Source organism: Hyphomicrobium sp. CS1BSMeth3, assembly GCF_900117415.1.
In the GTDB taxonomy this organism is placed as follows: Bacteria; Pseudomonadota; Alphaproteobacteria; order Rhizobiales; family Hyphomicrobiaceae.
On sequence record NZ_FPEI01000003.1, the window covers coordinates 439,065 to 464,295 of the forward strand.

Consider the following 25,231-nt stretch of genomic DNA (forward strand, 5'->3'; position numbering starts at 1 on the left):
GGATGGCGCGGGCCATCTCAGCGCAGGCGGCTCATATCCACCTGGAACACAACGGGAAAGAACGTCGCCCAGGAAAGCCAGCGCTGCGAGCCCGCCTCGCTTACGGCCCAAAGATGTCCTTTGGAATCAAAGCTGATGTCCTCGGTGCCGGCCGGCATGGCAAAGCGAGCAAGGACCGCGCCGGACTTCGGATCGAGCTGGACGAGCTCGCCGAAGCTGCCGCCGCTGCGCGTCACCCAGAGCTGTCCCTTGGCATCAAAGGCCGCCCCCTGCGCGCGCAGCGGCACAACGAGGGAAGCATCGGCATCGCTCTCGTTGATCTCGGATTTCAGCTTTGCGAGCGGGAAACGGTAGAGCCGCGGCTCACCAAAAGTCTCGTAGGTGCCGAGCCAAAGGGCATCGCCCGTGCCGGCGGCAAACGAGCCCTTGACCTGCCCCGTCAGCTTGATGTGCCGCACGACCTTGCCGATGGCGCTGCTCGCCAGCTTGTCGAGCTGAATCTCGAAGATGTCGCGCGTGTCCGCAACCCAAAGATGGCCGGGTGCACCCTTGGCGGCACCGCCTGCATGGCCGCACTGCGCCGGCAGATCGAGTACGCCCGCGGTGCGCCCACTCTCGGTGTCGAGCTTGTAGAGACGGCAGGGCCCGCGGCCTGCCCCATCGACGCTCTTATAAGCGGCGACATAGACGGCATCGTCGACGACGGTCAGTCCCTGCGGCACGAAGCCTTCATCGAGCCCCGGCATCCAGATGCGGCGCAGGAAGGCCGCCTCGTTCGGGAGCGGGCCGGCAGGCGCCAAGCCGATCTTCTTGTCGGTGTAGGTCGGCGCCGTACCGAGCGGCCCTTCCGCGACGGACGGAGAGGTCATGAGCACGACCGTGAGCAATACCCAGATCGACTGGCGAAGCATGGTGCCTCTCCGCCTTCCCGCGCCTCAGCGTAGCTTCAGGGTCGCCAGGCCGATCAGCGCGAGCACGACCGCGATGATCCAGAAGCGTACGACGACCGTCGCCTCGTGCCAGCCCTTCTGCTCGAAATGATGGTGCAAGGGCGCCATTCGGAAGACGCGTCGCCCCGTCAGCTTGAACGATGCCACCTGAATGAGCACGGAGAGCGTCTCGAGCACGAAAAGGCCGCCAACGATCGCCAACACGATCTCGTGTTTGGTCGCGACCGCAATGGCGCCGAGCGCGCCGCCGAGCGCCAGGGAGCCCGTATCGCCCATGAAGATCATGGCGGGCGGCGCATTGAACCAGAGAAAGCCCAAGCCGGCACCGACCAGGGCGCCGCAGATCACAGCCAGCTCGCCGACACCGGCGACGTAGTGGATCTGCAGGTATTGCGAGAAGCGCACGTTGCCAACGAGGTAGGCGATGAGCCCGAATGTCGCCGCCGCGATCATCACCGGCACGATCGCAAGGCCGTCGAGGCCGTCCGTCAGATTGACCGCATTGCCGGCGCCGGCGATGACGAGCATTCCCAGAACCACGAACAGGAAGCCGAGCGGAATGATGACGTTCTTGAAGAACGGCACGGTCAGCGCATCGGCGAAGCCCGGCGCACCGAGCCGCATCACGGCATAAGTCGCGACCCCCGCAATCGCGAACTCGAGCCCGAGCCGGCCCTTGCCGCCGAAGCCGCTGGTCGTCTGCTTGGTGACCTTCAAATAGTCGTCATAAAAGCCGATCGCGCCGAACGTGAGCGTCACGCCGAGCACGATCCACACATAGGGGTTCGACCAGTTCGCCCAGAGCAGCGTCGAGACCATGACGCCCGCGAGGATCATGAGCCCGCCCATGGTCGGCGTGCCCTTCTTGGAGAAGTGCGTCTTGGGGCCATCCTCGCGGATAGGTTGCCCCTTGCCCTGCTTGATGCGCAGGAGATCGATGATCGCAGGCCCGAACAGGAAGACGAACAGCAGCGCTGTCATGATCGCGCCGCCCGTACGGAACGTAATGTAGCGAAACACGTTCAACGGACTGAACTGGTCGCTGAACGTGACAAGCTCGTAGAGCATTCCGGCCCCCTGTTCCCTGCGGACACGACCACCTCAGCGATGCGCGCGGCGCGTCGCCTTGTCATGTCCGCGGTGTGCCCTTAGCACTTCCCAGGGCAAAAATTGAGATGCTTTCTGTGCATTCACTGTTACGTCACAGTTGATCGGCGCTTGCTACCTGCGCATCGCAATTTGTTATGACGGTCAAATACTTGACGGACTGAAAGGCGGCCATGGTCGCCGCCCCGCTCGGGGTTCCCCGCCACATGTCGGCCCCGCAATTGTCCACACCCGGGCCGCCCTTTCGCGGCTGCGGTCCCCGCGGTGGCGCGCTTGCACCTGCAGCCTGAACGCGCGACGTTGCTGCGTCGCCCGGCGCTCGCCGGGGAGCGGAGCACGGGCCGGGGACACATGAGCACCTACGATCTCATTCTCAAAGGGGGCCGCGTCATCGACCCCTCGCAGAACCTCGATCGCATCACGGATGTCGCATTCGCGGGCGGTAAGGTCGCGGCAGTCGGCAAGGATCTGAAGGCCGGCGGCGGCACCGAGGTGCGGGACGTCAAAGGCCATATCGTCTCGCCGGGCCTCATCGACATGCACACGCACGTCTACTGGGGCGGCACCTCGCTCGGCATCGATGCCGAGGAATTCTGCCGCACCTCGGGCGTGACGACAGCCATCGACACGGGCAGCGCCGGGCCCGGCAACTTCGCGGGCTTTCGCAAGCACGTGATCGAACCGTCGGCCGTGCGTATCCTCGCCTACCTGCACATTTCCTTTGCCGGCATCTTCGGCTTTTCGAAGAACATCATGGTCGGCGAGAGCCAGGATCTGCGCCTCATGGCCCCGCGCGATGCGGCCGAGGTCGCCGATGCCAACCGCGACGTGATCATCGGCATCAAAGTCCGCGTCGGCGCCCACGCTTCGGGCGAGCAGGGCGCGGCCCCGCTCAACATCGCGCTGCAGGTGGCCGAGGAAGTGGGCTTACCGCTCATGTGCCACATCGACCACCCGCCGCCCTCCTATGAGGAAGTGCTCGACATGCTGCGGCCGGGCGATGTGCTCACCCACGCCTTCCGCCCATTCCCGAATTCCCCCTGCACCTCACAGGGCAAGGTCAAACCGGCGGTGCTGGCCGCCCGCGAGCGCGGCGTGAAGTTCGACATCGGTCATGGCAAGGGCTCGTTCGCCTTCAAGACGGCGCGCGCCATGCTCGCGAACGGCTTCCATCCCGACACGATCTCCTCGGACGTGCACGCGCTCTGCATCGACGGGCCGGCCTACGACCAGGTGACGACCATGTCGAAGTTCCTCTGCCTCGGCGTGCCGCTCAACGACGTGATCGCGCAATCGACCATCAACGCCGCGCACGCGCTCAAGCGGCCGGAGCTCGGCAGCCTCAAGCCCGGCTCGGTGGGCGACGCCACGATCCTGACCGTCAAGGAAGGCCGCTTCGAGTACGAGGACGTCATGGGCGAGAAGATGATCGGCGACCGCCGCATTCTCTCCGAGGGCGCGATCGTCGGCGGGCGTTGGTTTCATCCCAAGCGCACGCAGAAGTTCGCCAAGCTCAAGACCGCATAAGGGAGGAACATCATGACGCCTGAAGAAAAGCTCAAGTCCCTTGGCCTCACGCTGCCGAAAGTGCCGACACCCGTTGCCAACTATGTGCCCTTCAAGGTCGACGGGCGCACGATCTATCTCTCGGGACAGGGGCCGCGCCGGCCGGACGGCTCCCTGATCAGCGGCCGCGTCGGCGAGGAGATCTCGATCGAGAAAGCTTACGAGTGCGCGCGCCTCATCGGGCTCGGGCTGCTGGCAGCGGCCAAGCTTGCCGCCGGCGATCTCGGCAAGGTCGAGGTGCTGAAGGTGCTCGGCATGGTCAATGCGGTGCCGGGCTTCGGCGATCAGCCCAAGGTGATCAACGGCTGCTCCGATCTCTTCGTCGAGGTGCTCGGCGATCGCGGCCGTCACGCGCGCTCGGCGGTCGGCATGGGCTCGCTGCCGGGCAATATGCCGGTCGAGATCGAAGCCATCATGCGGATCGTGGATTGAGTGAGGTCGCGCTGGTGTGCGCTACCGCACCAGCGCGACGCTCTTGATCTGCGCGAAGACTGACGTGCCGGGCGCCAAGCCCAGGGCCGTTTGCGACTTGCGCGTGATCCGCGCGGCAATGCGGGCGCCGGAGCCATCCGCGCCGAGTGCGGCAATAATGTTGACCTGCGCCTCGCTGTTGAGCCCGTCGATCGAGACGATGCGCGCCGGCAGACAATTGAGGATCGTCGTGTCGGTCGCCGCCGTGAGCGTGAAGCTCACGTCGCTCGCCGCGATCCGCAGGCGCCGCTCCCTGCCGGGTGCGCCTTGCCGTCCCGGCACGATCAGCGTCCCGCCCGGAACGGTGAAGTGCGTGAGGGCGAAGTCCTCGTCGACATGCGCGACATGGCCTTCCAGCATCACCGCAGCATCGGGTGCGGCCACCAGCGGCAGGTTCGGATCCGTCTGCAATGTCGTGAGCGGCCCCGAGGCGATCACGCGGCCCTTGGCGAGCAGCACCATGGTGTCCGCGAGCCGCGCGACTTCGCCGATATCGTGGCTCACATAGACGATCGGCAGGGCGAGGCTCTCGTGAAGGCGCTCGAAGTAGGGGAGGATCTCCTCCTTGGTCATGCGGTCGAGCGCGGCGAGCGGCTCGTCCATGAGCAGGATGCGCGGGCGCGAGAGCAGTGCGCGGCCAACCGCGACGCGCTGGCGCTCACCGCCTGAAAGCGCGACCGGTGATCGCTCGAGCAGATGGCCGATGCCGAGCAGCTCGACGATGGCATCGAAGTCGAGGGCGTCGGAGGTCGGCGCATCCCCGGCGCGCCGCGCGCCATAGAGCAAGTTCTGGCGCACGGTCAGATGCTGGAAGAGACTCGCTTCCTGGAAGACGTAACCGAGCGGGCGCTCGTGCGTCTTGACGAAGACGCCCTTCGCGCTGTCCTGCCAGACCTCCTCGCCAACGATGAAATGCCCGGGCAGATGCTGAAGCCCCGCCATGCAGCGCAGTGTCGTCGTCTTGCCGCAGCCCGAGGGTCCGAACAGCGCCGTAATGCCGCGCATGGGCATCTTGAAAGCGACATCGAGCGAGAAGCCGCCGAGTGTCCCCGCGAAGGACGTGGAAATTTCGGAGGCCTGCACGCTCATCGGCCCTGCTGTCCGTAGCGCCGGCCGAGCATCATGGTCGCGAGGATGACCGCGAACGAGAAGACGACCATGCCGCCCGCAAGGATGTGCGCCTCCGTCCAGTGCTGCGTCTCGACGAAATCATAGATCGCCACGGAGAGCACCTTGGTCTGACCGGGGATGTTGCCGCCGATCATGAGGATGACGCCGAACTCGCCGATCGTGTGCGCGAAACCGAGGATGGCGCCGGTCAGAAAGCCCGGCCGCGCGAGCGGCACCGCGACCGACCAGAACGCATCCCAGGGTGAGGCGCGGAGCGTCGCGGCAACCTCGAGCGGGCGATCGCCGAACGCCTCGAAGGCATTGCGGATGGGCTGCACCACGAACGGCATGGAATAGATCACCGAGCCGATGACGAGGCCGGTGAAGGTGAAGGCGAGCGTGCGCGCCCCATAGAGGCCGGCGATCCATCCGCCTGGGCCGTTCGGGCCGAGCAGGAGCAGCAGGTAGAAGCCGAGCACGGTCGGCGGCAGCACCAGCGGCATGGCGACGACCGTCGCCACCGCCTCCTTCCAGCGCGCCTTGGAGCGCGCCAGCCACCACGCGATCGGCGTTCCGAAGATCAGCAGCAGAATGGTGGTGATGAAGGCGAGCTCGATCGTCAGCCGGATTGGCGACCAGAGCTGCGCAAAATTGAGCTCACCCACACGTCACCCGCATTCAGTCGACGAAGCCGTAGCCGTACTTCTCGATGACCTTGCGCGCCTCGGGCCCCTTGAGGAAGGCAATGAAGGCCTTGGCCGCGTCGTTATTGGCGCCAGTCTTCAGCAGCACGGCATCCTGCGCAATGGTCTTGTGCAGGTTGGCCGGCACCACCCAGCGCGAGCCGCCCGGCTTCAGCGCGATCTGCGCGAAGGCGATGAAGCCGACTTCCGCATTGGCCGTATCGACGAACTGGTAGGTCTGCGCGATGTTGTTGCCCTCGACGATCTTGCCCTTGAGAGCGTCGTACACGCCGAGCTTCTGCATGACCTCGACGGCCGCCGTGCCATAGGGCGCTGTCTTCGGGTTGGCGATCGCGATCTTCGTGAACTTGCCGTCCTTGAGCGTCTGCTCGCCGAGATTGAGACCGTCCGTCTTGCTGAAGAGCACGAGCTTGCCGGTCGCGTACGTGAAGGCCGTGCCGGCGACGGCGTGGCCTTCCGCGATGGCCTTCGCGGGTGTTGCCTGATCAGCCGAAACGAAGACCTCGAAGGGCGCGGCCTGCGTGACCTGATTGTAGAGACCGCCCGTCGGACCGAAGCTGAAGACGGGCTTGTGCCCCGTGGCCTTCTCGAAGAGCGCGCCGATCTCCTTCACGGCCTCGGTGAAGTTGGCTGCGACGGCCACTTTGACCTCGGCCGCACGGGCGGCCGTGGACATTGTGGCGGCGATCATGACCGAGGCCAGGGCGGCCATCGGAAGCTTCAGCCATGAAAGGCGCGCACGCATGGTTCTGCTCCGCTGCTCGAGATATACTGTTCAATATAGCGCTCTTAAAAGCCCCTCGCGCGCGTGGCAAGCGATATTTCGGTTCGGATATGTCGGGAAGTACAGTGCGGAGGTGTGGATGACGCCCGCCGTCGCGCGATCAGAGCGCTATTTCGATGCAACTTTTTCTGCAGGACGCAGCCGCCGCTCGAGGTCCCCGATCTGCTTGCCGAAAGACTTGAGGGCCTGGGTCTCGATCGCGCGGTAGTGCCCGACGAGAGCGTGACCGAACGACGTGAGACGCGCGTGCCCGCCGCCCACGCCACCATGCTGCGTCTCGAGAACAGGCTCGCTGAACATGCGGTTGACCTCATCGGCAAGGAGCCACGCGCGCCGATAGGACATCTTCATCTCGCGCGCCGCACGGCTGATCGAGCCGTGCTCGCCGATCAGCTCGAGCAGGCGGATCTTGCCATGACCGACTTGGCGGCCACCGTCGAAATCAATGCGGATCGTAAGGCGCGTCATGTCACATTCCGGCTGGGTGTGCTGCTGGCGAGCGCAATGCCTGGCTGTCGCCTCATCCTTAGCACATAGAAGCCGCCGCCGGGCATGTGATATGTCCGCTTCGACCGATCCTGAGCCTCAGGAGATCATCACGGACGGGATCTCCGGCCGCGCGAAGAGCGCGAACTATATTCGAGCCAATATATCGAGCGTCTTGGACCTCAGGACATCTCGTCCCGCATGATCCTGACGAGATCGGCGGCAACGGCATCGATTTCAGCTTCAGTGGTCGCGCGCCCCAGGCTGAAACGGATTGCGCCCATCCCCACCTCGGGCGGCACCTGCATGGCCGCAAGCACGGGCGAGAGCTCGACGTGGCCACTGTGACAGGCCGAGCCTGTCGAAGCCGCGACGCCGTCGAGCGCTGACAGGATGTCAGCACCCACCTTGCCGACGAACGAGATGTTCGCCGTATTGGGCAGCCGCTCCTCGGGATGACCATTGAGCGCAATGCGATTGCCGAACTGCGCCCGCAGCGACGCCCAGAGCCGATCACGCAATGCCTTGACCTGTGGCAGGGGTGCGAGGTCGGCGGCATCGCGAGCTGCAGCCCCGAGTGCCACGGCGAGGAGCGCGCTTTCCGTGCCGGCGCGCCGCCCTTGCTCATGGCCGGCGCCATGGATGAGCGGCTCAAGCGGCGTACCACGGCGAACGTACAGCGCGCCGACGCCCTTTGGCGCTCCGAATTTGTGACCCGCCATGGTCAGCAGATCGACACCGAGCGCATCGACCTTCGTCTCGACCTTGCCGACGGACTGAGCCGCGTCCGTATGCATGAGAGCGCCGCGTCTGCGCGCGACACGCGCGATGTCGGCAATCGGATTGATCGTGCCGACCTCGTTGTTGGCATGCATGATGCTCACAAGGACCGTCCCCGGCTTCATCGCGCGTGCGATCGCGTCCGGATCGACACGGCACTGGCCATCGACAGGAACGCGGGTCACCTCGAAGCCGATCTTCTCCAGGAAGGCGCAAGGCGCCAGGATCGCCGGATGCTCCGCCGCGGCCGTTATGATGTGGCGGCCCTTCTCACGCAGAGCGAAGGCCACGCCCTTGAGGGCGAGGTTGTTGGCTTCGCTGCCCCCGCTCGTGAAGATGATCTCGTCGGCAGATGCACCGAGCAGCGCGGCCACCTCCGCGCGTGCCTTCTCGACGCCGGCGCGCGCCGGCTGCCCAGCCCAGTGCAGGCTCGAAGGATTGCCGTAGGCTTCCTCGAGATAAGGCGCCATGGCCATGCGCGCACTCTGGCAGATCGGCGTGCTGGCATTGTAGTCGAGATAGATGCGCGGCATGGTCCCGTATCCTCTTGCATCGCAAATTCGGTGCTGCGCTACTCCCACACACTCAGCAGGCCGACGCCGACGTTCTCGCGCGGTGGCGGCGCCTTCGCCGGTGTGCCGAGCATGAGGAAGGCTGCCAGCTCCTCCTCGTTGGCGAGGCCGAGCGCGAGACGGACGCGGCGCGACGTCGCCGAATGACCACTGCGCAGGCACCCGGCATAGCCGAGCGCGGTCGCCGCCAGCAGCATGTTCTCCAGTGCCGCGCCGGCGGCCAGCATCTGATCGCTGACCGACACGCGCGGATGGTCGCGGACAATACGGAGCACCACGGCGAGCAGCATCGCCCCGCGATAAGCCTTCTCGCCGGCGCGTTCGATCTCGGTGGCGGGCGCACCCGGATCGCGCTCGGATTTGGCCTCGCGGAAGGCGGTCGCGAGGTCGCCGCGACGCTCCGGCGGGATCAGAATGAAGCGATAGGGCTTCAGGTTCTTGTGGTCCGGCGCGGCGGCGGCGGCGCGAAGGATGAGATCGAGCTCATCAGCGGTCGGCGTCGGCTCCATGAGAAAACGCGGCGAAACGGATCGCCGTGAGAGAATGAGATCAATTGCGCGGCCTGCGTTCGTCATGGCCCTAATTCCTCCCTGCCGCTGGCGCGCAGCATTCCTTGGGCCACCAGTCTAGCGCACCGCCCGCGGTTCGAAAGCTCTATGCATCGAACCGGTCCCACTCCGGACGCGGGCCGATCCGGGCCACAAGAAAATCGATGAACACGCGCGTCTTGGCCGCCAGATAGCGGTTCGGCGTGTAGAGCGCGTAGATGCCCAGCTCGCTACGCGAATGCGTGGGCAGCGCGACGGTCAAAGCACCTGCCGCGATATCGCACCCGACAAGAAATGTCGGAAGCTCGGTGATACCTTGTCCGGCAAGCGCCGCATTGCGCAGGATGTGCCCATTGTTGGAGCTGAGCGCGCACTTGAGCGCCACTGAACCGGAAGTGCCATCAGCCTTTTCATACGACCAGCGCTGAAGCGACATGCCGGGGGCATAGCCCAGCCAGCGGTGATTTGTGAGATCCTCGGGCGTCGCGGGCGTTCCGTGCGCCGCGAGATAGGCGGGTGATGCCACGACCACGCGCCGCGTGCGAGCAATCTTGCGCGCGATCAGGCTCGAATCCGCGAGCGCGGCAATGCGAATGGTGACGTCGACGCCTTCCTCGACGGGATCGATGAAGCGGTCGTTGAGTGTCAGCTCCACATTGAGATCGGGATAGGCGGCCATGAACGCCGCAATGGCCTCGCCCAGATAGAGTGTGCCGAAGGACATGGGCGCATTGACCCGAAGCAGCCCCTTGGGCTCGTCGTGGAGCCGCGAGACTTGGAGCTCCGTCTCCTCGATGCGCGAGAGAATATCGAGACAACGCTCGTAGTAGGAAAGCCCGGCCTCCGTCGGGTTGACGCGCCGGGTTGTGCGGTCGAGGAGCCGGGCCCCGAGGAGCTGCTCCAACTCCATCACGGCCTTGCTGACCGCGGATCGGGTCAGGCCCAACGCCCGGCCGGCCTCGGCATAGCTGCCAAGGGCGACCACCTTGGCAAAGGCATTCATGGCCTCGAGCTTGTCCATGCCAATTGTATCCATTTTGGATGCAGTTTGGCCGAAACATACCGGATTGAGGCAAATCCGGCGAGCCCCTACCTATTGCCCATGCACCGGGGCGGCAACCCCGCCCGACAGGTAGAAGGAGCTCAACATGGCACTCGCACTCCGCAAATCCGAGGAAAGGGGCAAGGCCAACTTCGGCTGGCTCGACAGCAAGCACAGCTTTTCCTTCGGCCACTACTACGATCCCGCGCACACGGGCTTCGGGCCGCTGCGCGTCATCAACGAGGACCGGGTCGCGCCGGGTGGCGGCTTTCCCACGCACCCGCACAGCAACATGGAGATCATCTCCTACGTGCTGGAAGGCGCGCTCGAGCACAAGGACAGCATCGGCACCGGCTCGGTGATCCGGCCCGGCGACGTGCAGCGCATGACGGCGGGCTCCGGTGTCCGCCACAGTGAGTTCAATGCCTCGAAGACGGAGCCCGTACATTTCCTCCAGATCTGGATCATCCCGGAGAAGGAGGGCCTCAAGCCCAGCTACGAGCAGAAGTCATTCAGCACCGAGGAGAAGCGCGGCCGGCTCCGCCTGATCGGCTCACGTGATGGACGCGACGGCTCTGTCACGATCCATCAGGATGTGAGCCTCTACGCGACCGTGCTGAAAGCGGGCGACGCACTCACGCACACGATCGCCGAAGGGCGCGGCGCCTGGGTGCAGGTCGCACGCGGCACGGCGAAGCTCAACGGCACTGAGCTCAAGGCCGGCGATGGCGTCGCGGTCGGCCAAAGCGGCGCTCTGACCCTCGAAGGCGTCGACGACGGCGAAGTCCTGCTGTTCGACATGGGCCCCTGAAGCATCCGCCCCTCGGGCGATCAAGTGACGGAACCCGGATTGCCCGCACCCGTTCGACAGGTGCGGGCAGACCGCCCGACAAGCCGACAAGCCGATCCCCACTCTTTCACACGATGGAGAAATCATCATGAGCAAGGTTCTGGTTCTCTACTATTCGAGCTACGGCCACATAGAAAAGATGGCGCAGTCCGTTGCCGAGGGCGCCCGCGAAGCCGGCGCCCAAGTGGACATCAAGCGCGTTCCCGAGCTTGTTCCTGAGGAAGTTGCGAAGAAGTCGGGCTTCAAGCTCGACCAGGCAGCGCCCATCGCGACCGTGGACGAGCTCCCGAACTACGATGCCATCATCTTCGGCGTGCCGACCCGCTTCGGCAACATGCCCGCGCAGATGAAGAACTTCCTCGACCAGACCGGCGGCTTGTGGGTGAAGGGCGCACTGATCGGCAAGGTCGGCAGCGTCTTTACATCGAGCGCCACGCAGCACGGCGGGCAGGAGAGCACGATCCTGTCCACGCACATCGTGCTGCTGCATCAGGGCATGGTGATCGCCGGACTGCCGTACTCATTCCAAGGGCAGATGGGCGTGAAGGAGATAACTGGCGGTTCGCCCTATGGCGCCTCGACCATTGCCGATGGCGACGGCTCGCGCCAGCCCTCGGAGAACGAGCTTGCCGGCGCACGCTTCCAGGGTCGCCACGTCGCGGGCCTCGCCGCCAAGCTGAAGGCCGCCTGAGCAACAACGGTGGATCGGCGGGCTTCGCGGCCCGCCAGACCCACGGCGAAAGAACGATTGCAGTGGCGATAATTCGGCGTTGAATGAAACGCCAAGCCCAAGCTGCGGAGAAACGATATGGCCGACATCAAGATCGAACGCGAGCTGACACCAACCAAGGGCCGCTATGTCGCCCGCATCGACGGCATCGAAGGCGAGGGCGAATTGACGTTCTCTCGCGCGAGCCCGACGCTGGTGATCGCGGATCACACGCTGGCCCCGGACTCCATGCGCGGCATGGGTGTCGCGAAGGCCATGGTCGACCGCCTGATCGCCGATGCCCGCAGCGAAGGCTTCAAGATCTTCGCGCTCTGCCCGTACGTGAAATCTCAATTCGACCGTCACCCCGAGTGGGCCGACGTCAAATCGAACTGAGCACGAGCGCTCCGCTACTTCCGCGTTGTGTCGACTGCTTTGGCCTTGGCCTCGGCGGCGTCGCCGTTATCTGGCGCGATGTACTTGCTCCAGGTCTGCGAGCGCCGCTCAGCCGAGCGCGGCTGCTCGTCCTGCGGCCGCTGGAGATCGCGGGCATTGGCGACCATGCCGGCCAGATTGCGCTGCGTCGCGCAGCCGAACTGGGGATAGTGCAGGCGCTCGGGATCCCTCCCGACATCCTGCTGCCAGTGGCCGCATGCTGGCGCGAGCGCCTGCGGCCGGGCGTAACTCAGGCGCAAGGTCGAGCGCGAACGCTGGGCGTCGCTGTGGCGCGTCCGCACGACCTGCGCAGGCGCAACGCCCGCATCACGCAGAATGCGGCCGAGGTCGGCGAGCGCGTGCGAAGCTTCAGCGTCCGCACCTGCGTGCCGCGGGACCGAGACCGACAGCTTCCCGACGCCCTCCGCCTTGTAGCGCACGACGAAGCGCTGCATGTCGACGAGCTGATTGTGGCTGAGGCCGCGGGCACGCGGCGGCACATCGATGTGCAGAACTTGCCCCTGATCCACGAAGCCGATCGGATGGCGCTCGTCCACATCGTTCAACGCAACAGCGACGTAATCCGGCAGACGCGGCGGTCGCTCTTCGCAGGCCGCAAGCACGATGCTGGCTGCAGCCGCCAGCATCGCCGCGACACCGGCCATGGTGCGAAACCTCGGTTGGGCAGAGGACATCGTGATCAGCCTTTCGTGCCCGCATCGGGATAAGCAATGATGAAGCCGAACTCACCCTCGGGAGGCGGACCGGCAATCGGGCCGTAGAGACGGTTCAGGTGGCCGAAGAAGATGCTCTTCAGGTCGCTCGTCGGCGCAAAGCCTTTGTCGGGCCGCGCGGCCTCGGTCTTTGACATGTGCGTCGCGATGTAGGGCGTGACGAGGATGACGAGCTCGGTTTCGCGGCGGCGATAATCGTTCGAGCGGAAGAGCTGACCGAGCACAGGTACATTCTTCAGGCCAGGCACACCTTCGACGCTCTGGCGCGTATCATCCGAAAGCATTCCCGCCATCGCGAGCGTGCCGCCGCTCGGCATCTCGAGCGTCGTCTCAGCCCGCCGAACCTTGAGGGCGGGAATCGAGATGCCGTTTATGGTGACGGCGCCCTCGGTCGAGAGCTCGCTCACCTCGGCGCCGATCGCGAGGCTGATGCGCCCGTCGCTCAGCACCAGAGGCTTGAAAGTCGTGCTGACGCCGAACGACTTGAATTCGACCTTGATCTGGTTGAACTCGCCGGCGACCGGGATCGGGAATTCGCCGCCAGCGAGGAACTTCGCGGTCTCGCCCGACAAGGCCGTCAAATTGGGCTCGGCAAGCGTTCGCATCAGGCCGGTGCGCTCGAGCATCTCGATGACCGCCGAGACCGAATTGTTGCCGGTGCTCCAGCCGATCGCCGAAGCCACGCCGGCGGCCCCGCTGTTGATCTGTTTGCCACTCGAAATGAGCGGCGCCACCGAGCTGGTCACCGGAAAGGCATTGGCCACGATCTTCTGGAATGTGAAGTTGCCGCTTTGCAGCACCGCATTCGGGAAGTCGACGCCGAGGCGGCGCAGCGCGTCCCGCTGCATCTCTGCGACCGTCACCTTGAGCAGGACCTGCTCCTTGGTCGGCTCGGCCACGGTCAGCATGTTGATCACGCTGTCCTTCTTCTTCATTGCGCGGGTCGCGATCTCGGCAGCGCGATTGGCGTCGACCGGCGTCATGACGCTACCGGTGAGGACGACCTGATCGCCCATAGGCTCGACGGCGATCTTCGATCCCGGCAAGAGGCGGTGCAGCGCTTCGTTGAGAGCGCTGAGGTCGCGCGCGACGACGACCTCGAGCAGCAGGATCTTCTGCCCGTTCGGCCCCATGAAGAAGGCGTTGGCCTCGCCCTGATCCTTGGCCAGCAGATAGACTTGGCGCTGCGATTTGACGACAGCGTTGACGACCTCGGGATTCGATATGAGGACATTGTCGAGATCGACCGGGAGTTCGACCAGCATCGACTTGTCGGCGCCGATCGTGATCCGTCGCGTCGCCGGCAACGGCGTATTCGCTGGAACCCTGAGATAGGAGCGGTGCCCCGGCTCACCACCGAAGCTCGCGGCATCCCTCCCCTGTGCCATGGCAGCGCCGCCGCCAAAGGCGATGATCATCACCCCCACAGAAAGGAGTGCTGCGAGCCGGCCCCGGCCGACCCAAGATCCGAATGCACTTCCGAACACGGTCACATGCCCCCGCTGTAACGGAGGACCCACGCGACGCAAAACATCTGGCCCCCTGCCAGGCAGGCACACCAAGCGCCGGCGGAATTCGCGCCCCATTCTTTCGCACTCCACCACACCTGGAGCACGATCGGGACTGCACGAACGCCGTCGGGCACAGCGACCTCGCTTCCTGCCATACGGGGTGACGTTCACTGCCATGAACGCACCGCAGACAAGACATCAACACGAGGTCTCTACCCACCCCACGCTGGCAAGTGATCACGATATCGTGCGGCGCGACCAGCCTCGAGTGTGCGCGTCGTGTGACCTGTGCGTGTGCGATCCACAGATTGTCCCAAGCCTCGTGCCACGCCGGCGGCTGCGCGGCGCACGCGCAGATCGGAACAAAAAGCCCGATTCTGCGCCTAGGAATGGCCTCCTAGGGCTGTATCCTCTGGGCTTTGTGAAGGCTCGTCCGGCCCTCGCGCCGGGCTGTCAGTGAATTGTGCATAAGCTTGCTGTAGCCGGACCAAAGTCGCGACTATGCGGTGGTCCGCGCGTCTCGGGGGGCGGCGACATCGCAAACCGGCGCCGTGCGCAACGCCTCAGGATTGAGCCGCGAGGTCGCCGAACTGAAGGCGGTGCAGCCTCGCGTAGCGGCCATCGCGCCGAAGAAGCTCTGCCTGGTTGCCGCTCTCCACGACCCGCCCCTGATCGAGCACGTGAATAACATCCGCCTGGGCAACCGTGGCGAGGCGGTGGGCAATGACGATCGTCGTGCGACCGCCAGTCAGTGACTGCAGCGCAGTCTGGATGATGCGCTCCGTCTCACTGTCCAGTGCCGAGGTCGGCTCATCCAGCAGGATGATCGGCGCATCCTTCAGGAAGGCGCGCGCGATCGAAAGACGCTGACGCTGCCCACCGGACAGGCGCCCACCGAGCTCTCCGACTGGCGTGTCGTAACCTTGAGGAAGGCGCCTGATGAACTCATCTGCGTGGGCCGCTCGCGCGGCGGCGATGACGGCGTCCTCGGAAACGTCCTTCAGCGCGCCGACGAGGTTCTCACGAACCGTCCCCTCGAACATGAACACATCCTGGCTCACGAGAGCCATCTGCCTGCGCAGAGATGAGAGGGAGACATCCGCAATGGACTGGTTGTCGATATAGATCGCGCCGCTCGATGGGCGCCAGAGATCCTGCAAGAGATTGAATACGGTCGTCTTGCCACTGCCAGATAGGCCGACAAGAGCGGTGGTCTTTCCTGCAGGGGCAGTAAAGCTCAGCTCGTTCAGGACAGGCGTATTGTCAGTATAGGCAAAAGAGGTCTTGTCGAAGCGAACTTCGCCGCGTCTCACCACCAGTTGGGGCTTCGCCTGGGCCTCGGCCTCGACGGCGGGCGTATCGAGCACGTCGTAGAGCATCTTGATCTGCACGGCGCACGTCACGAGCTGTAGCTGAAGCCGTGAGAGCCGGCGGAGTGGCTCGCCCGCCATGAGCAGGGCGGCAATGAAGGCAAAGAACTCGCCCGGAGACTGGCCATGCGAGATCGTGCGCCATCCCGCATACGCAACAGCAGCGGCGATCGCGAGACCGGCCGCAGCCTCGAGAAGCGGGTTCACGCGCGCCTTTACGGCAACCATCTTGTTGTTGAGACGCTGGACGGCTTCGATGCACGCCGCCATCTGCTCCCGCATCTTGTCCTCGAGCTGGAAGGACTTGATGATGCGAATTCCCTGTGTCGTCTCGCGCATTGTCGAGACGACCTGGATCATCGAATTCACTTCACTGCCGGCGACCTTCTTCACGCGCCGGCTTAGCTGCCTCATGCCGTAGGCAGCCCCCGGCCCGACAACAATAAGAACGCACGACAGAAGCGGGTCCTGCAGCGCCATGACAACGAAGAGGCTGATGACGGTAAGAAGATCCCTGCCGAGGCCGACGGCGAGAAGATTCATCATCTCGCGAGCCGCCTGGGCGTTGGTGGACATGCGCGTGATCAGCTCGCCCGAGCTGCGCTCCTGGAAGAACTTCACGTCCATGCGAAGCATGTGATCGTAAAGCCGCTTCTGCATGTGAGCGACGATCTGATTGCCGATACGGCTGAGCAGAACCTCCTGGATGTAGGCTGCAAAGCCCTTGGCCATGAAAAGGCCCGCAATGACCAGCGGAAGCCACGTGAGCGCCTGCCGGTCCTGCTTGACGAAGACGTCGTTGATGACGTCGCGCATCAGCCACGCGGTGAGGGCCGTCGATCCGGCAACGATGGCCATGAAAAAGAAGGCCACGGCGTAGCGCGGGATGTACTCGCGCGCGTGCTCGCCGAAGAGGCGCTTAACAACAGGCCAGACGGGGGCATCGCTGGTCATGATGTCTTCATTCCGACGTCAAAGGCCCGCACCTGCGCCAGCGCATGGCCGGCAGCGAGACTGAAATGCGGGCACGGCTCTCGATGTACGTGTTCCCTCACCACTACTCATATTCACACCATGGCGCCATCTCAACGCGCGCGCTGTTCGCAATATGCGGCGAAGAGAAGCTCGGTCCCCCGCGGGCCGTTGCGTAGCCCACGCCCATGGCCACATGTGGCACTTGCATCACAGGGAATGAGGCATTCGTGAGGCGGCGCCGAAATGATGTGCGCGATCCGCGTCATGAATGGCCGTTCGGCCGGCGGATATGGCCACCGGCCTCAGCCCGAGCAGGCCGCCATCCAAGAGGCCTAGTTCTCGTACCAGCGTCGGGGCTTTCCGGCGGGCGGCCTCAGCGGCCTCGCGCGACGCTAGCCCGCGACGCGGAGATTGGAGATCTCACGGCCGATGGCCTGGAAGGTGTGAAACAGCGCCGTCCCGTCCTTGGCCGCGAAAGCCTTGCTGCCGTCTGAGGCGCAGTCCGACAGCAGCGCGCGCGTGGCCGCGTCGTTCTCGAGCCGGAAGGCGATCGTGTAGACGACGATCCCCTTTTGCTTGGCGTTCGTGCACGCGGCACGCGTCTTGGCGTTCATCTGGTTGGTGAGCGCCGTCGCCGTGTTGGTCGTCCCGAGCCGGCCCTTCGCGCCAAATCCGAACGCGCCGTAGGCGGTCCAGTTGTGGTTGGTCGAATAGCGCGAATAAGTATTCTGGCCATCCGTCATGAGGACGATGACCTTCTGATTCTTCTTCTCGTTCCAGGCGCGCCCGCCTGTGAAAGGCGCCTCCGGCGACAGCACGCGCCAGCCCCACATCAGGCCTTCGCCGATATTCGTCAAGCCGTTTGCGACCATGGCATCGATCGCCGACGTGACATCGTCCTTGTGCGAGGTGAGCTCGATCAGCGGCGCGGTCGTGCAGCCGTAGTTCGGACCGAGACCCGATGGCGGCGCGGCATTCTCATACTTGCACATGCGCGCCTGAGCCTCGTCCGGTGTCATAGGCTTCGGGCCGTATTCGGTGCACTTGGTCTTGTTGCTATTGTATTTGACGCAGATCTGCTCGGGGGTGGGGCAGCTCCCGCCGAAGTCGCTGAGATAGTTGTTCGGATAGGAGCCGCCGGCCGCATTCACGCTATCCGGCTCGTCGGGCGCGAACATCGGCACGAACAGCGTCGCGGGCGTCCCCGACGTCGGCACCGTATCGTTCACATCGTAGGGCGCAGGGCGCGCCTCGACGCAGCCGCGCCATGGCGTCGCGAGCTGGTCGAACACCTGAAAGCGCGTAAGCTGCGAGGCGAAGTTCTCGTGGTGAACCGGGGAAAGCCCCTCGGAATCGATCCATGCATCATCGCGCCGGTGCGCGCCGACATTGACCGAACCAGCGAACGGCACCACCCCGATCGAGACCTTGCCGTTCCCCGTCGCGCCAGAGAAGACCACGTCGACGAGATTGCGCGCCGCGTCCTTCAGCTCGGCGATCGGCGTGCCGGCCATGGAGCCCGAGTTGTCGAGCACGAGTGCCACCTCGACGGTGCCGTCGCCACGCACGACTTTCGTGCCGGCGCCGAGCGCCATGTCCTTGACGCCGAATATGGCCATCAAGGTCGTGGGATGCCGGCCGCCCGACGAAATGGTGACCTGGCCGGCCTCTGGATCCATCTTCAGATCGGAGATGGCAAGCTTCGAGCCTTTCGGCACGTTCGCCTTGAAGAATGCCTGCGCCGCTGCGGGACCCGACTCGTCCTGATCGGGCCGGCCGAGACGATGCGCCGCTGCCAGCGCCGCGGCATCGATCGCCCGCTGCATGCGCGCGTGCTCGATCTCGACGCGTCCATAGTCGATGGCGATGGCCGCCGCGAGCGCGACGACAGAAAAACCGATAGCGAAGATGATGATGGTGGCGCCGCTCTCGTTGGTGGAGAAACGCCGCATGAAGGCGCTCAGGCCCCGGCGCGGCGCCGGGCGGGCCCCTTCCCCGTTAACATCCCTCATCATCCGCCTCCCTGCCCCCACACGAGACGGACCATAGGCGGCAGAGGGCTGCGTCTGCGTAAAACCAACGCAAACAAGTTTATGCAGTTTCACTTAGCCTGCGAGAGGGTAAATTTCGGGGGCCCGAAGCAACCAGGCATCAAGCAAGAACGGCCCTCAGGTCAGTGTCGTCGCGACGACCCACCAGCCCGGATTGTGCGCGCGGAGGCGCTCCGCGGCCGCCTCGGCGTGAAGGGCAGTCCCAAAAATGGCAAAGCATGTCGGACCGCTGCCCGACATCCGGGCCGCGAGCACGCCCGGCTCGGCCCCGAGGGCGGCCAGCACCGTGCCGATCGCGGGGCAGAGGCCTGCCGCCGCCGGCTCCAGATCATTGCCCCGTAGACGGATGTATTCGGCCGCCGAGGTGATGTCCGTAAATGGGCCCGGCAGGGCCGGCAACGCGTCCCTCTCGGGGGCCGGGGCAGCCTTCAAGGCCTGAAAGACGGGGCCGGTCGCCAGCGGAACGCCGGGATTGACGAGAACGGCTGGCAGGGCCGGGATACCCGGAAGAGACGCGGTCTCACGCCCGATACCCCACATGAATTGGGCCGTACTCATAAGGCAGACCGGAACGTCAGCTCCGAGCGAGGCCGCGAGCGCGGGCCAGTCGACCTCCGAAGCCTGGGCACCGTTTGCGCGGCGGACGGCACGCAGCACCGCCGCAGCATCAGCCGACCCGCCGCCAATGCCGGCAGCAACGGGTAGCTTCTTCTCGATGGCGACTCCACCAAGGCGGAGGGACGGCGCGGCCTCGGCGACGGCCCTCAGAGCGCGGGATGCAATGTTCTCACTGTCGATGGCACCAGCGAAAGGCCCGCTGACCGTCACACCAACAGGCGCATCGACCTGCAAGGTCACCTCGTCGCCGACATCGGCGAAGGCCACCAAGCTCTCCAGCTCGTGATAACCGTCAGGCCGCCGTCCCAAGACGCTGAGCGTCAGATTGACCTTGGCGCGGGCTGTCTCGACCAGGACCTTGGGCAGCGTCGCGGGCATCTACCGGAGCTGAGGAGACGGCGACACCTGGTTTTCGGTGCGCTTCTTGCGCTGGACGTCACTGCGCGCGGCCTGGTTGGGGCGCTTGGGTGCGCGCGCCTGTGCGCGTGCCGGCAGCCCCTCGGCCAGCTTCGACCTGATCTTGTCGACGTCCTCGGGCTCGGGGTTGAGCGTCAGCACCTGGCCCCACTGATAGCGGGCCTCTTTCCGCCGGCCCACGCGCCAGTAGGCGTCGCCCAGGTGATCGTTGAGGATCGGATCCTGCGGCATCAGCTCGACGGCCCGCTCGAGATAGCGCACGGCATCCCGGTAGTTGCCGAGCCGATAGTGAGCCCAACCGAGGCTGTCGACGATATGGCCGTCATCCGGACGCAGCCGCACAGCCTTGCGGATGTGCTCCATGCCCTGCTTCAGGTTCTTGTTCTGGTCGACCCAGGAATAGCCGAGATAGTTGAGCACGGAAGGCTGATCCGGCGAGAGCTTCAACGCGCGCTGCAGGTCAGATTCTGCCTTGGGCCAGTTCTTGGAGCGCTCGTAGGCCGTGCCGCGCGCGAAGAAGAGCGCCCAGTGCTGCTTCTGCGGCGTGCCGATCCGGTCCATGACGCGATCGTAGTAGGTGATGGCCTCATCGTAGCGCTTGCGCGAACGCATGATGTTGCCGAGCGCATCGAGCGCGCGGATATCCGTCTCGTCCTCGTCCGCCATGCGCTCGAGCAGTGCCCGGGACTCATCGAGACGGTCGAGCTGATTGAGAAGAAGCGCCTTCCTGACCCGGATGGAGTTCTGGATCGGCGTCCCCTCGGGAATGCGCTCGTACGTCCGGATCGCGCTCTCATAGCGCTTCGTCGTCTCGTAGACCGACGCCAGCGCGGCAAGCGCGAACGGCGACGACGGCTCGAGGTGGAGCGCCAGTTGCAGGTAGACGGTGCCGAACCCGATGCCGCCCTCGCTCGAGAGCGCCTCTCCGAGGCCGAAGAAGACCTCGGCCAAACCCTCGCTCGGGTTCGTGACGAGCAGGGGCACCTTGTCGTTCCGGTCGAGGCTCTCGCTCAGCGCCGTGATGTAGGGATGGACATTTCCGGTCGTGCGGCGCGTATGCTCGGCAATGATCGAGCGGGCGAGCTTGCGATCGCCGCGTGCAGCGGCGTGCTGCGCATAGGCGAGCGTCAGGCGTACGAGCCGCTGCTCGCTGCGGAATGCGCGCTCGTAGAGGCGGCCCGCCTCCTGATTACGCCCGGCGAGATCGCTGATGAGCGCCTTGTGAAAGCGCAGATAGTACTGCGCCCAATCGGCCTGCTTGAGGCCATCGAGCTGGGCGAGCGCGCCGTCGACGTCACCCTCGGCGTATCGTGTCCAGGCCCCCGCGAGCGTGCTCGTGACCTCGCCGACGAGGCTCACTGCCGCCCGCTTGAATTTATCGCTGGCGTTCACGAAGTCCGATCGCTTAGCCGCATCGACGCCGAGCACAAGGCCGGCAACCCGGTGCGTCGGGTGAGCCGCGAGCAGGCGCTGCGCCAAATCGACCGATTCCGCGATCTGCCCCTCGGTCAGATCCATGATGAGCGATTGCTCGAGCAGGATCTCGTTCGTGGGGTCCCGCGACAGCGCCCGCTTGAAGAAGTGCGCCGCCGCTTCCGTATCGTGCTGGCCGCGCGCGACGCGGCCCGCGAGATAGCCTCCGAATGACGGCCTGACCTCGGTCTGGCGCTCGTCACCGCGGGCGTCGGCACTTGTGCAAAGCGGGCACGCCACGAGGGCGGCAATGAGCGCGGCGCGCGCGAAAAGCATCTTGTCTCTCCACAGGCTGCGCATTCTGCGTACCGAACACGCACGCCTGAAACAGCCCAGTCCATCAGCTCGGGCCCGGCTCGGGCAACTAGCCTAACAACTGCGGCACCATCTTGGCCAGCCGATCGCGGCTGAAATCAACTCAATTCTAGGTTCATGGGACCGATCGGCGCAGCTACCGGGCCCACCGCTCACCACAGTCACGAGGGCACGTACAGGGCCCAAACTACACTTCACCGCGCGCTGCTCGGCCTGTGCGTCTCGAGATGGCGGCGGAGGGAAGCCTCGGCCGTAGCATAAGGCTCCTGCAGCTCGACACTCCAATAGCGCAGCTCGGCAAGCGGGATCGGCTCCCCGGTCACCGCGCAGAGGACATAGTCCCCAGGCGAGATCACCTGGAATTCACCATCCAGATATTTCACCTTGGCCTCGCCCCGGAAACCGAACAAACGTTCAAAACGATTCATCGCGTGGATCGCGGCCTTTCTCTCTCGCCGATAGCGCGGGTTCCACCCGCTCTTCGGTGCCGGTACGTTACATGGCCGGCCCTGCCGGCGCCAGCGCTCTTGTACCGCGCTGCTGCGCTCCATGGCTTCAAATCTGCGCAGGACCGTTAGCATGATGAATATGACAGCCAAGGGGAGGACCGACCGGGCCGCCAGGATCGTCAAGGCGTCGCCGCAGACCATCTATCGGGCGCTCGTGGATCCCGACGCCCTGGTGTCGTGGCTTCCGCCTAAGGGCATGAAAGGCGAGGTTCATGCCTTCGAGCCTCGGGCAGGCGGCGCCTACCACATGACACTCTTCTACGAGAGTGAGGCGCATTCGGTGCCGGGCAAGACTTCTGCTCATGCCGATGTCATCAGAGGCCAATTTCTCGAGCTCTCGCAGAACGAGCGCATAGTGCAGCGCTTCGAGTTCGCCTCGGACGATCCCGCATTCGCCGGCCCCATGACCATGACGTGGCGGCTGTCTCCGGTCCCCGAAGGCACCGAGGTCACGATCATTTGCGAGAACGTCCCCGAGGGTATCCGCAAGGAAGATCACGACATCGGCATGAGATCGACGCTCGAAAACCTGGCGGCCTTCACCGAGCAGCGGGAGGCCGGCAGCCCGCCTTGACACCCGCCCGTGCAACCTGCCACAAGCCCCCTCCGCAAGACATCCGTCTTACCTGCGTGGTTGGCAGCGAGTGAGAGGAGAAGGACGCCATGGCCGAGATCACCCTGACATTTCCGGACGGCGCCAAGCGCAAAGTCCCCGCCGGCACCACCGGCATCGATGTGGCGAAGTCGATCGCCCCGTCGCTGGCGAAGCGTACGGTCGCCATGGTCCTCAACGGAGCCTTGAGCGACGCCGCCGATCCGATCAGCGGCGATGCCGAGATCCGCTTCATTGCGCGCACCGACCCGGAAGCCTTGGAGCTGATCCGGCACGACGCCGCGCACGTGCTCGCCGAAGCCGTGCAGGACATCTGGCCCGGCACGCAGGTCACCATCGGCCCGGTGATCGAGAACGGCTTCTTCTACGACTTCGCGAAAGAGGAGCCCTTCAAGCCCGAGGATCTCCCGCTCATCGAGAAGAAGATGCACGAGATCATCGCGCGCAACTCAGCCTTCAAGAAGGACGTGTGGAGCCGCGACAAGGCCAAGGACTACTTCCGCGCCAAGGGCGAGCTCTTCAAGATCGAGCTCGTGGACGCGATCCCCGAGGGCGAGGACGTCAAGATCTACAGCCAGGGCGACTGGCTCGATCTTTGCCGCGGCCCGCACATGACCTCCACCGGCCAGGTCGGCAAGGCCTTCAAGCTCACACGCTTCTCGGGGAGCTACTGGCGCGGCGATGCCAAGGGGCCGCAGCTCCAGCGCATCTATGGTGTCGCCTTCGCCGAGGAGAAGGAGCTCGCCGAGTACCTCAAGCAGATCGAGGAAGCGGAGAAACGCGACCACCGCAAGCTCGGCCGCGAGATGGATCTCTTCCATTTCCAGGACGACGCGCCCGGCACCGTATTCTGGCATCCTAAGGGCTGGACGCTCTTCCAGGGTCTCATTGCCTACATGCGCCGCCGGCAGGTCGCGGAAGGCTACGTCGAGGTGAACTCGCCGCAGCTTCTCGAGCGCTCACTGTGGGAGACTTCCGGCCACTGGGAGACCTACCACGCGAACATGTTCGTCACCGAGACCGAGGACGAGCGGGTTTTCGCGCTGAAACCCATGAACTGTCCCGGTCACGTGCAGATCTTCAAGCACGGGCTCAAGAGCTATCGCGAGCTGCCGATCAAGATCGCGGAGTTCGGCTGCGTGCATCGCTACGAGCCGTCGGGCGCGCTGCACGGCCTCATGCGCGTGCGCGCCTTCACGCAGGATGATGCGCACATCTTCTGCTCGGAGGACCAGATCGCCGAGCAGTGCCTCGACATCAACCAGTTCATGCTGTCCATCTACGGCGACTTCGACTTCGAAGACGTCCACATCAAGCTCGCGACACGGCCCGATAAGCGCGTCGGCGCCGACGAGCTGTGGGACAAGGCCGAGACAGCCATGAAGGGTGTACTCGATCAGATCAAGCGCGACTCGAACGGGCGCATCAAGACCTCGATCGCCGAGGGCGAAGGCGCATTCTATGGGCCCAAGTTCGAGTATCACCTGCGCGATGCGATCGGCCGCACCTGGCAGTGCGGCACCACCCAGGTCGACTTCAACCTGCCGGCCCGCTTCGGCGCGTTCTACATCGACGCCAACAGCGAGAAGCGCACGCCCGTGATGATCCATCGGGCCATGTTCGGCTCGCTCGAGCGCTTCATGGGCATTCTCACGGAGAATACCGCGGGCCATTTCCCGCTATGGCTCGCCCCCGTGCAGGCCGTGGTCGCGACGATCGTCTCGGATGCGGACGAGTACGCGCTGAAGGTTGCGGCAGAACTGCGCCGCGCGGGCCTGCGTGTCGAGACCGATCTTCGCAACGAGAAGATCAACTACAAGGTGCGCGAGCACTCGCTCGCCAAGGCCCCTGTCATCCTCGTCGTCGGCAAGCGCGAGGCCGAGGAAGGCAAGGTCGCCATGCGCCGGCTCGGCAGCAACGAGAGCAAGACGCTGACGCTGGCCGAGGCGAAGGCCCTGCTCGTGGATGAAGGCGAAGCGCCGGATCTCAAGCGTGCCCGTACTGCGAGCGCGTAACGCTCCCGATATCGGCTCGGCCGGCCGTCTATTGGCTGCCGGCCGGAGCAGGAGAAGCGGGCGCCGGTGTTTCCTGCGCACCGAAGCCCGCGGGCCGCACAGCCTCTAGTGCCACGAGCCCGACCTTGAGATAGCCGGCGGCGCGGAGCTGATCGAGCACGCCGATCAGCTCGCCATAGGGCACGGTCTTGTCCGCGCGGAGGAACAGGCGCGTATCGCGATTGCCCTCGGTCACACGCGTGATGGCCGTCAGAAAGAGCGGCTTTGCGACCGTATCCTCGCCGACGGCGATCTCGAGATTCGACTTGATCGTGACGTAGATGGGCTTTTCCGGGCGCGGCTGCGGCTTCGCCGTCGCGGCCGGGAGCTGCACGGCGATGTCGACCGTCGAGAGCGGCGCCGCCACCATGAAGACGATGAGCAGCACGAGGATCACGTCGATGAACGGCGTGACATTGATCTCGTACACCTCGGTGTCTTCTTCGTCGTCGCGCTCGCGAATGCCACCGGCCATGG

Annotated in this window: 24 protein-coding genes; 7 read left to right on the plus strand and 17 right to left on the minus strand. The window is 65.0% G+C overall.

What is annotated here, in order from left to right; genetic code table 11:
- Positions 1-17: 17 nt before the first annotated feature.
- Together CS1BSM3_RS03645 and mraY are read right to left on the minus strand one after the other, a co-directional pair.
- Positions 18-911, minus strand: a complete 894-nt coding sequence (locus CS1BSM3_RS03645) for an NHL repeat-containing protein (RefSeq protein ID WP_072385591.1) — start codon at positions 909-911, stop codon at positions 18-20.
- A 24-nt stretch (positions 912-935) separates the two neighbouring features.
- Positions 936-2,018, minus strand: a complete 1,083-nt coding sequence (gene mraY / locus CS1BSM3_RS03650) for a phospho-N-acetylmuramoyl-pentapeptide-transferase (protein ID WP_072385592.1) — start codon at positions 2,016-2,018, stop codon at positions 936-938.
- 390 nt (positions 2,019-2,408) lie between these two features.
- Here mraY and CS1BSM3_RS03655 point away from each other — a divergent pair, with 390 nt between their 5' ends.
- On the plus strand, positions 2,409-3,584 hold the full coding sequence (locus CS1BSM3_RS03655; RefSeq protein ID WP_072385593.1) for an amidohydrolase/deacetylase family metallohydrolase: 1,176 nt from the start codon (positions 2,409-2,411) through the stop codon (positions 3,582-3,584).
- A 12-nt stretch (positions 3,585-3,596) separates the two neighbouring features.
- Entirely contained in the window at positions 3,597-4,055 is a 459-nt protein-coding gene (locus tag CS1BSM3_RS03660; RefSeq protein WP_072385594.1) for a RidA family protein, read from the plus strand.
- A 21-nt stretch (positions 4,056-4,076) separates the two neighbouring features.
- On the opposite strand, the gene modC is transcribed toward CS1BSM3_RS03660, so the two are convergent.
- The 7 genes from modC to CS1BSM3_RS03695 form a co-directional block, all read right to left on the minus strand.
- Complete coding sequence (gene modC / locus CS1BSM3_RS03665) at positions 4,077-5,183, minus strand: molybdenum ABC transporter ATP-binding protein (protein ID WP_072385595.1); 1,107 nt, start codon at positions 5,181-5,183, stop codon at positions 4,077-4,079.
- Positions 5,180-5,869, minus strand: coding sequence for a molybdate ABC transporter permease subunit (gene modB, locus CS1BSM3_RS03670; RefSeq protein WP_072385596.1), 690 nt, complete (start codon positions 5,867-5,869; stop codon positions 5,180-5,182). The genes modC and modB overlap by 4 nt, the downstream gene beginning before the upstream one ends.
- 13 nt (positions 5,870-5,882) lie before the next feature.
- On the minus strand, positions 5,883-6,653 hold the full coding sequence (gene modA / locus CS1BSM3_RS03675) for a molybdate ABC transporter substrate-binding protein (protein ID WP_072385597.1): 771 nt from the start codon (positions 6,651-6,653) through the stop codon (positions 5,883-5,885).
- 147 nt (positions 6,654-6,800) lie between these two features.
- Entirely contained in the window at positions 6,801-7,160 is a 360-nt protein-coding gene (locus CS1BSM3_RS03680; RefSeq protein WP_072385598.1) for a winged helix-turn-helix domain-containing protein, read from the minus strand.
- A gap of 200 nt (positions 7,161-7,360) precedes the next feature.
- Positions 7,361-8,491 (minus strand): cysteine desulfurase family protein, encoded by a 1,131-nt coding sequence (locus tag CS1BSM3_RS03685; protein WP_072385599.1) that lies wholly within the window; start codon positions 8,489-8,491, stop codon positions 7,361-7,363.
- Positions 8,492-8,529: 38 nt separating this feature from the next.
- Complete coding sequence (locus CS1BSM3_RS03690; RefSeq protein ID WP_072385600.1) at positions 8,530-9,105, minus strand: nitroreductase family protein; 576 nt, start codon at positions 9,103-9,105, stop codon at positions 8,530-8,532.
- A gap of 79 nt (positions 9,106-9,184) precedes the next feature.
- Entirely contained in the window at positions 9,185-10,099 is a 915-nt protein-coding gene (locus tag CS1BSM3_RS03695) for a LysR family transcriptional regulator (protein ID WP_072385601.1), read from the minus strand.
- Positions 10,100-10,226: 127 nt separating this feature from the next.
- On the opposite strand from CS1BSM3_RS03695, the gene CS1BSM3_RS03700 reads away from it, so the two are divergent.
- From CS1BSM3_RS03700 to CS1BSM3_RS03710, 3 genes are all read left to right on the plus strand, one after another.
- Entirely contained in the window at positions 10,227-10,931 is a 705-nt protein-coding gene (locus CS1BSM3_RS03700) for a pirin family protein (protein WP_072385602.1), read from the plus strand.
- Between the two features lie 127 nt (positions 10,932-11,058).
- A complete protein-coding gene (gene wrbA, locus CS1BSM3_RS03705) occupies positions 11,059-11,661 on the plus strand; it encodes an NAD(P)H:quinone oxidoreductase (RefSeq protein ID WP_072385603.1) in 603 nt (200 codons plus the stop codon).
- 126 nt (positions 11,662-11,787) lie between these two features.
- Positions 11,788-12,075 (plus strand): GNAT family N-acetyltransferase, encoded by a 288-nt coding sequence (locus CS1BSM3_RS03710; protein ID WP_210188743.1) that lies wholly within the window; start codon positions 11,788-11,790, stop codon positions 12,073-12,075.
- Between the two features lie 14 nt (positions 12,076-12,089).
- Here CS1BSM3_RS03710 and CS1BSM3_RS03715 read toward each other — a convergent pair whose 3' ends face one another.
- From CS1BSM3_RS03715 to CS1BSM3_RS03745, 7 genes are all read right to left on the minus strand, one after another.
- On the minus strand, positions 12,090-12,779 hold the full coding sequence (locus tag CS1BSM3_RS03715; RefSeq protein ID WP_072385605.1) for a CpaD family pilus assembly protein: 690 nt from the start codon (positions 12,777-12,779) through the stop codon (positions 12,090-12,092).
- 35 nt (positions 12,780-12,814) lie between these two features.
- Positions 12,815-14,236 (minus strand): type II and III secretion system protein family protein, encoded by a 1,422-nt coding sequence (locus CS1BSM3_RS03720; RefSeq protein WP_174263619.1) that lies wholly within the window; start codon positions 14,234-14,236, stop codon positions 12,815-12,817.
- A 686-nt stretch (positions 14,237-14,922) separates the two neighbouring features.
- Positions 14,923-16,683, minus strand: a complete 1,761-nt coding sequence (locus tag CS1BSM3_RS03725; protein WP_072385607.1) for an ABC transporter ATP-binding protein — start codon at positions 16,681-16,683, stop codon at positions 14,923-14,925.
- A 413-nt stretch (positions 16,684-17,096) separates the two neighbouring features.
- Positions 17,097-18,656 carry a vWA domain-containing protein gene (locus CS1BSM3_RS03730; protein ID WP_072385608.1) on the minus strand — a complete coding sequence of 520 codons (1,560 nt, stop codon included), beginning with the start codon at positions 18,654-18,656 and terminating at the stop codon, positions 17,097-17,099.
- Positions 18,657-18,872: 216 nt separating this feature from the next.
- A complete protein-coding gene (locus CS1BSM3_RS03735; RefSeq protein ID WP_072385609.1) occupies positions 18,873-19,751 on the minus strand; it encodes a 4-(cytidine 5'-diphospho)-2-C-methyl-D-erythritol kinase in 879 nt (292 codons plus the stop codon).
- On the minus strand, positions 19,752-21,539 hold the full coding sequence (locus tag CS1BSM3_RS03740) for a tetratricopeptide repeat protein (protein ID WP_072385610.1): 1,788 nt from the start codon (positions 21,537-21,539) through the stop codon (positions 19,752-19,754). It lies immediately after the preceding gene.
- 233 nt (positions 21,540-21,772) lie between these two features.
- Positions 21,773-22,006 (minus strand): DUF2093 domain-containing protein, encoded by a 234-nt coding sequence (locus CS1BSM3_RS03745; RefSeq protein ID WP_072385611.1) that lies wholly within the window; start codon positions 22,004-22,006, stop codon positions 21,773-21,775.
- 151 nt (positions 22,007-22,157) lie between these two features.
- Between CS1BSM3_RS03745 and CS1BSM3_RS03750 the strand changes: the two genes are divergently transcribed.
- Complete coding sequence (locus CS1BSM3_RS03750; RefSeq protein WP_072385612.1) at positions 22,158-22,661, plus strand: SRPBCC family protein; 504 nt, start codon at positions 22,158-22,160, stop codon at positions 22,659-22,661.
- 89 nt (positions 22,662-22,750) lie between these two features.
- Entirely contained in the window at positions 22,751-24,715 is a 1,965-nt protein-coding gene (gene thrS, locus CS1BSM3_RS03755) for a threonine--tRNA ligase (RefSeq protein ID WP_072385613.1), read from the plus strand.
- A 28-nt stretch (positions 24,716-24,743) separates the two neighbouring features.
- On the opposite strand, the gene exbD is transcribed toward thrS, so the two are convergent.
- Positions 24,744-25,229: a TonB system transport protein ExbD gene (gene exbD / locus CS1BSM3_RS03760; protein WP_072385614.1), complete on the minus strand. Its 486-nt coding sequence runs from the start codon at positions 25,227-25,229 to the stop codon at positions 24,744-24,746.
- Between the last annotated feature and the right edge of the window lie 2 nt (positions 25,230-25,231).

What these genes read in the sequence shown, in the direction of transcription:
- CS1BSM3_RS03645 (WP_072385591.1), bottom strand. Translation starts at nt 911, where the DNA reads ATGCTTCGCCAGTCGATCTGGGTATTGCTCACGGTCGTGCTCATGACC.
- mraY (WP_072385592.1), bottom strand. Translation starts at nt 2,018, where the DNA reads ATGCTCTACGAGCTTGTCACGTTCAGCGACCAGTTCAGTCCGTTGAAC.
- CS1BSM3_RS03655 (WP_072385593.1), top strand. Translation starts at nt 2,409, where the DNA reads ATGAGCACCTACGATCTCATTCTCAAAGGGGGCCGCGTCATCGACCCC.
- CS1BSM3_RS03660 (WP_072385594.1), top strand. Translation starts at nt 3,597, where the DNA reads ATGACGCCTGAAGAAAAGCTCAAGTCCCTTGGCCTCACGCTGCCGAAA.
- modC (WP_072385595.1), bottom strand. Translation starts at nt 5,183, where the DNA reads ATGAGCGTGCAGGCCTCCGAAATTTCCACGTCCTTCGCGGGGACACTC.
- modA (WP_072385597.1), bottom strand. Translation starts at nt 6,653, where the DNA reads ATGCGTGCGCGCCTTTCATGGCTGAAGCTTCCGATGGCCGCCCTGGCC.
- CS1BSM3_RS03680 (WP_072385598.1), bottom strand. Translation starts at nt 7,160, where the DNA reads ATGACGCGCCTTACGATCCGCATTGATTTCGACGGTGGCCGCCAAGTC.
- CS1BSM3_RS03685 (WP_072385599.1), bottom strand. Translation starts at nt 8,491, where the DNA reads ATGCCGCGCATCTATCTCGACTACAATGCCAGCACGCCGATCTGCCAG.
- CS1BSM3_RS03690 (WP_072385600.1), bottom strand. Translation starts at nt 9,105, where the DNA reads ATGACGAACGCAGGCCGCGCAATTGATCTCATTCTCTCACGGCGATCC.
- CS1BSM3_RS03695 (WP_072385601.1), bottom strand. Translation starts at nt 10,099, where the DNA reads ATGGACAAGCTCGAGGCCATGAATGCCTTTGCCAAGGTGGTCGCCCTT.
- CS1BSM3_RS03700 (WP_072385602.1), top strand. Translation starts at nt 10,227, where the DNA reads ATGGCACTCGCACTCCGCAAATCCGAGGAAAGGGGCAAGGCCAACTTC.
- wrbA (WP_072385603.1), top strand. Translation starts at nt 11,059, where the DNA reads ATGAGCAAGGTTCTGGTTCTCTACTATTCGAGCTACGGCCACATAGAA.
- CS1BSM3_RS03715 (WP_072385605.1), bottom strand. Translation starts at nt 12,779, where the DNA reads ATGGCCGGTGTCGCGGCGATGCTGGCGGCTGCAGCCAGCATCGTGCTT.
- CS1BSM3_RS03720 (WP_174263619.1), bottom strand. Translation starts at nt 14,236, where the DNA reads ATGGCACAGGGGAGGGATGCCGCGAGCTTCGGTGGTGAGCCGGGGCAC.
- CS1BSM3_RS03725 (WP_072385607.1), bottom strand. Translation starts at nt 16,683, where the DNA reads ATGACCAGCGATGCCCCCGTCTGGCCTGTTGTTAAGCGCCTCTTCGGC.
- CS1BSM3_RS03730 (WP_072385608.1), bottom strand. Translation starts at nt 18,656, where the DNA reads ATGCGGCGTTTCTCCACCAACGAGAGCGGCGCCACCATCATCATCTTC.
- CS1BSM3_RS03735 (WP_072385609.1), bottom strand. Translation starts at nt 19,751, where the DNA reads ATGCCCGCGACGCTGCCCAAGGTCCTGGTCGAGACAGCCCGCGCCAAG.
- CS1BSM3_RS03740 (WP_072385610.1), bottom strand. Translation starts at nt 21,539, where the DNA reads ATGCTTTTCGCGCGCGCCGCGCTCATTGCCGCCCTCGTGGCGTGCCCG.
- CS1BSM3_RS03745 (WP_072385611.1), bottom strand. Translation starts at nt 22,006, where the DNA reads ATGAATCGTTTTGAACGTTTGTTCGGTTTCCGGGGCGAGGCCAAGGTG.
- CS1BSM3_RS03750 (WP_072385612.1), top strand. Translation starts at nt 22,158, where the DNA reads ATGATGAATATGACAGCCAAGGGGAGGACCGACCGGGCCGCCAGGATC.
- thrS (WP_072385613.1), top strand. Translation starts at nt 22,751, where the DNA reads ATGGCCGAGATCACCCTGACATTTCCGGACGGCGCCAAGCGCAAAGTC.
- exbD (WP_072385614.1), bottom strand. Translation starts at nt 25,229, where the DNA reads ATGGCCGGTGGCATTCGCGAGCGCGACGACGAAGAAGACACCGAGGTG.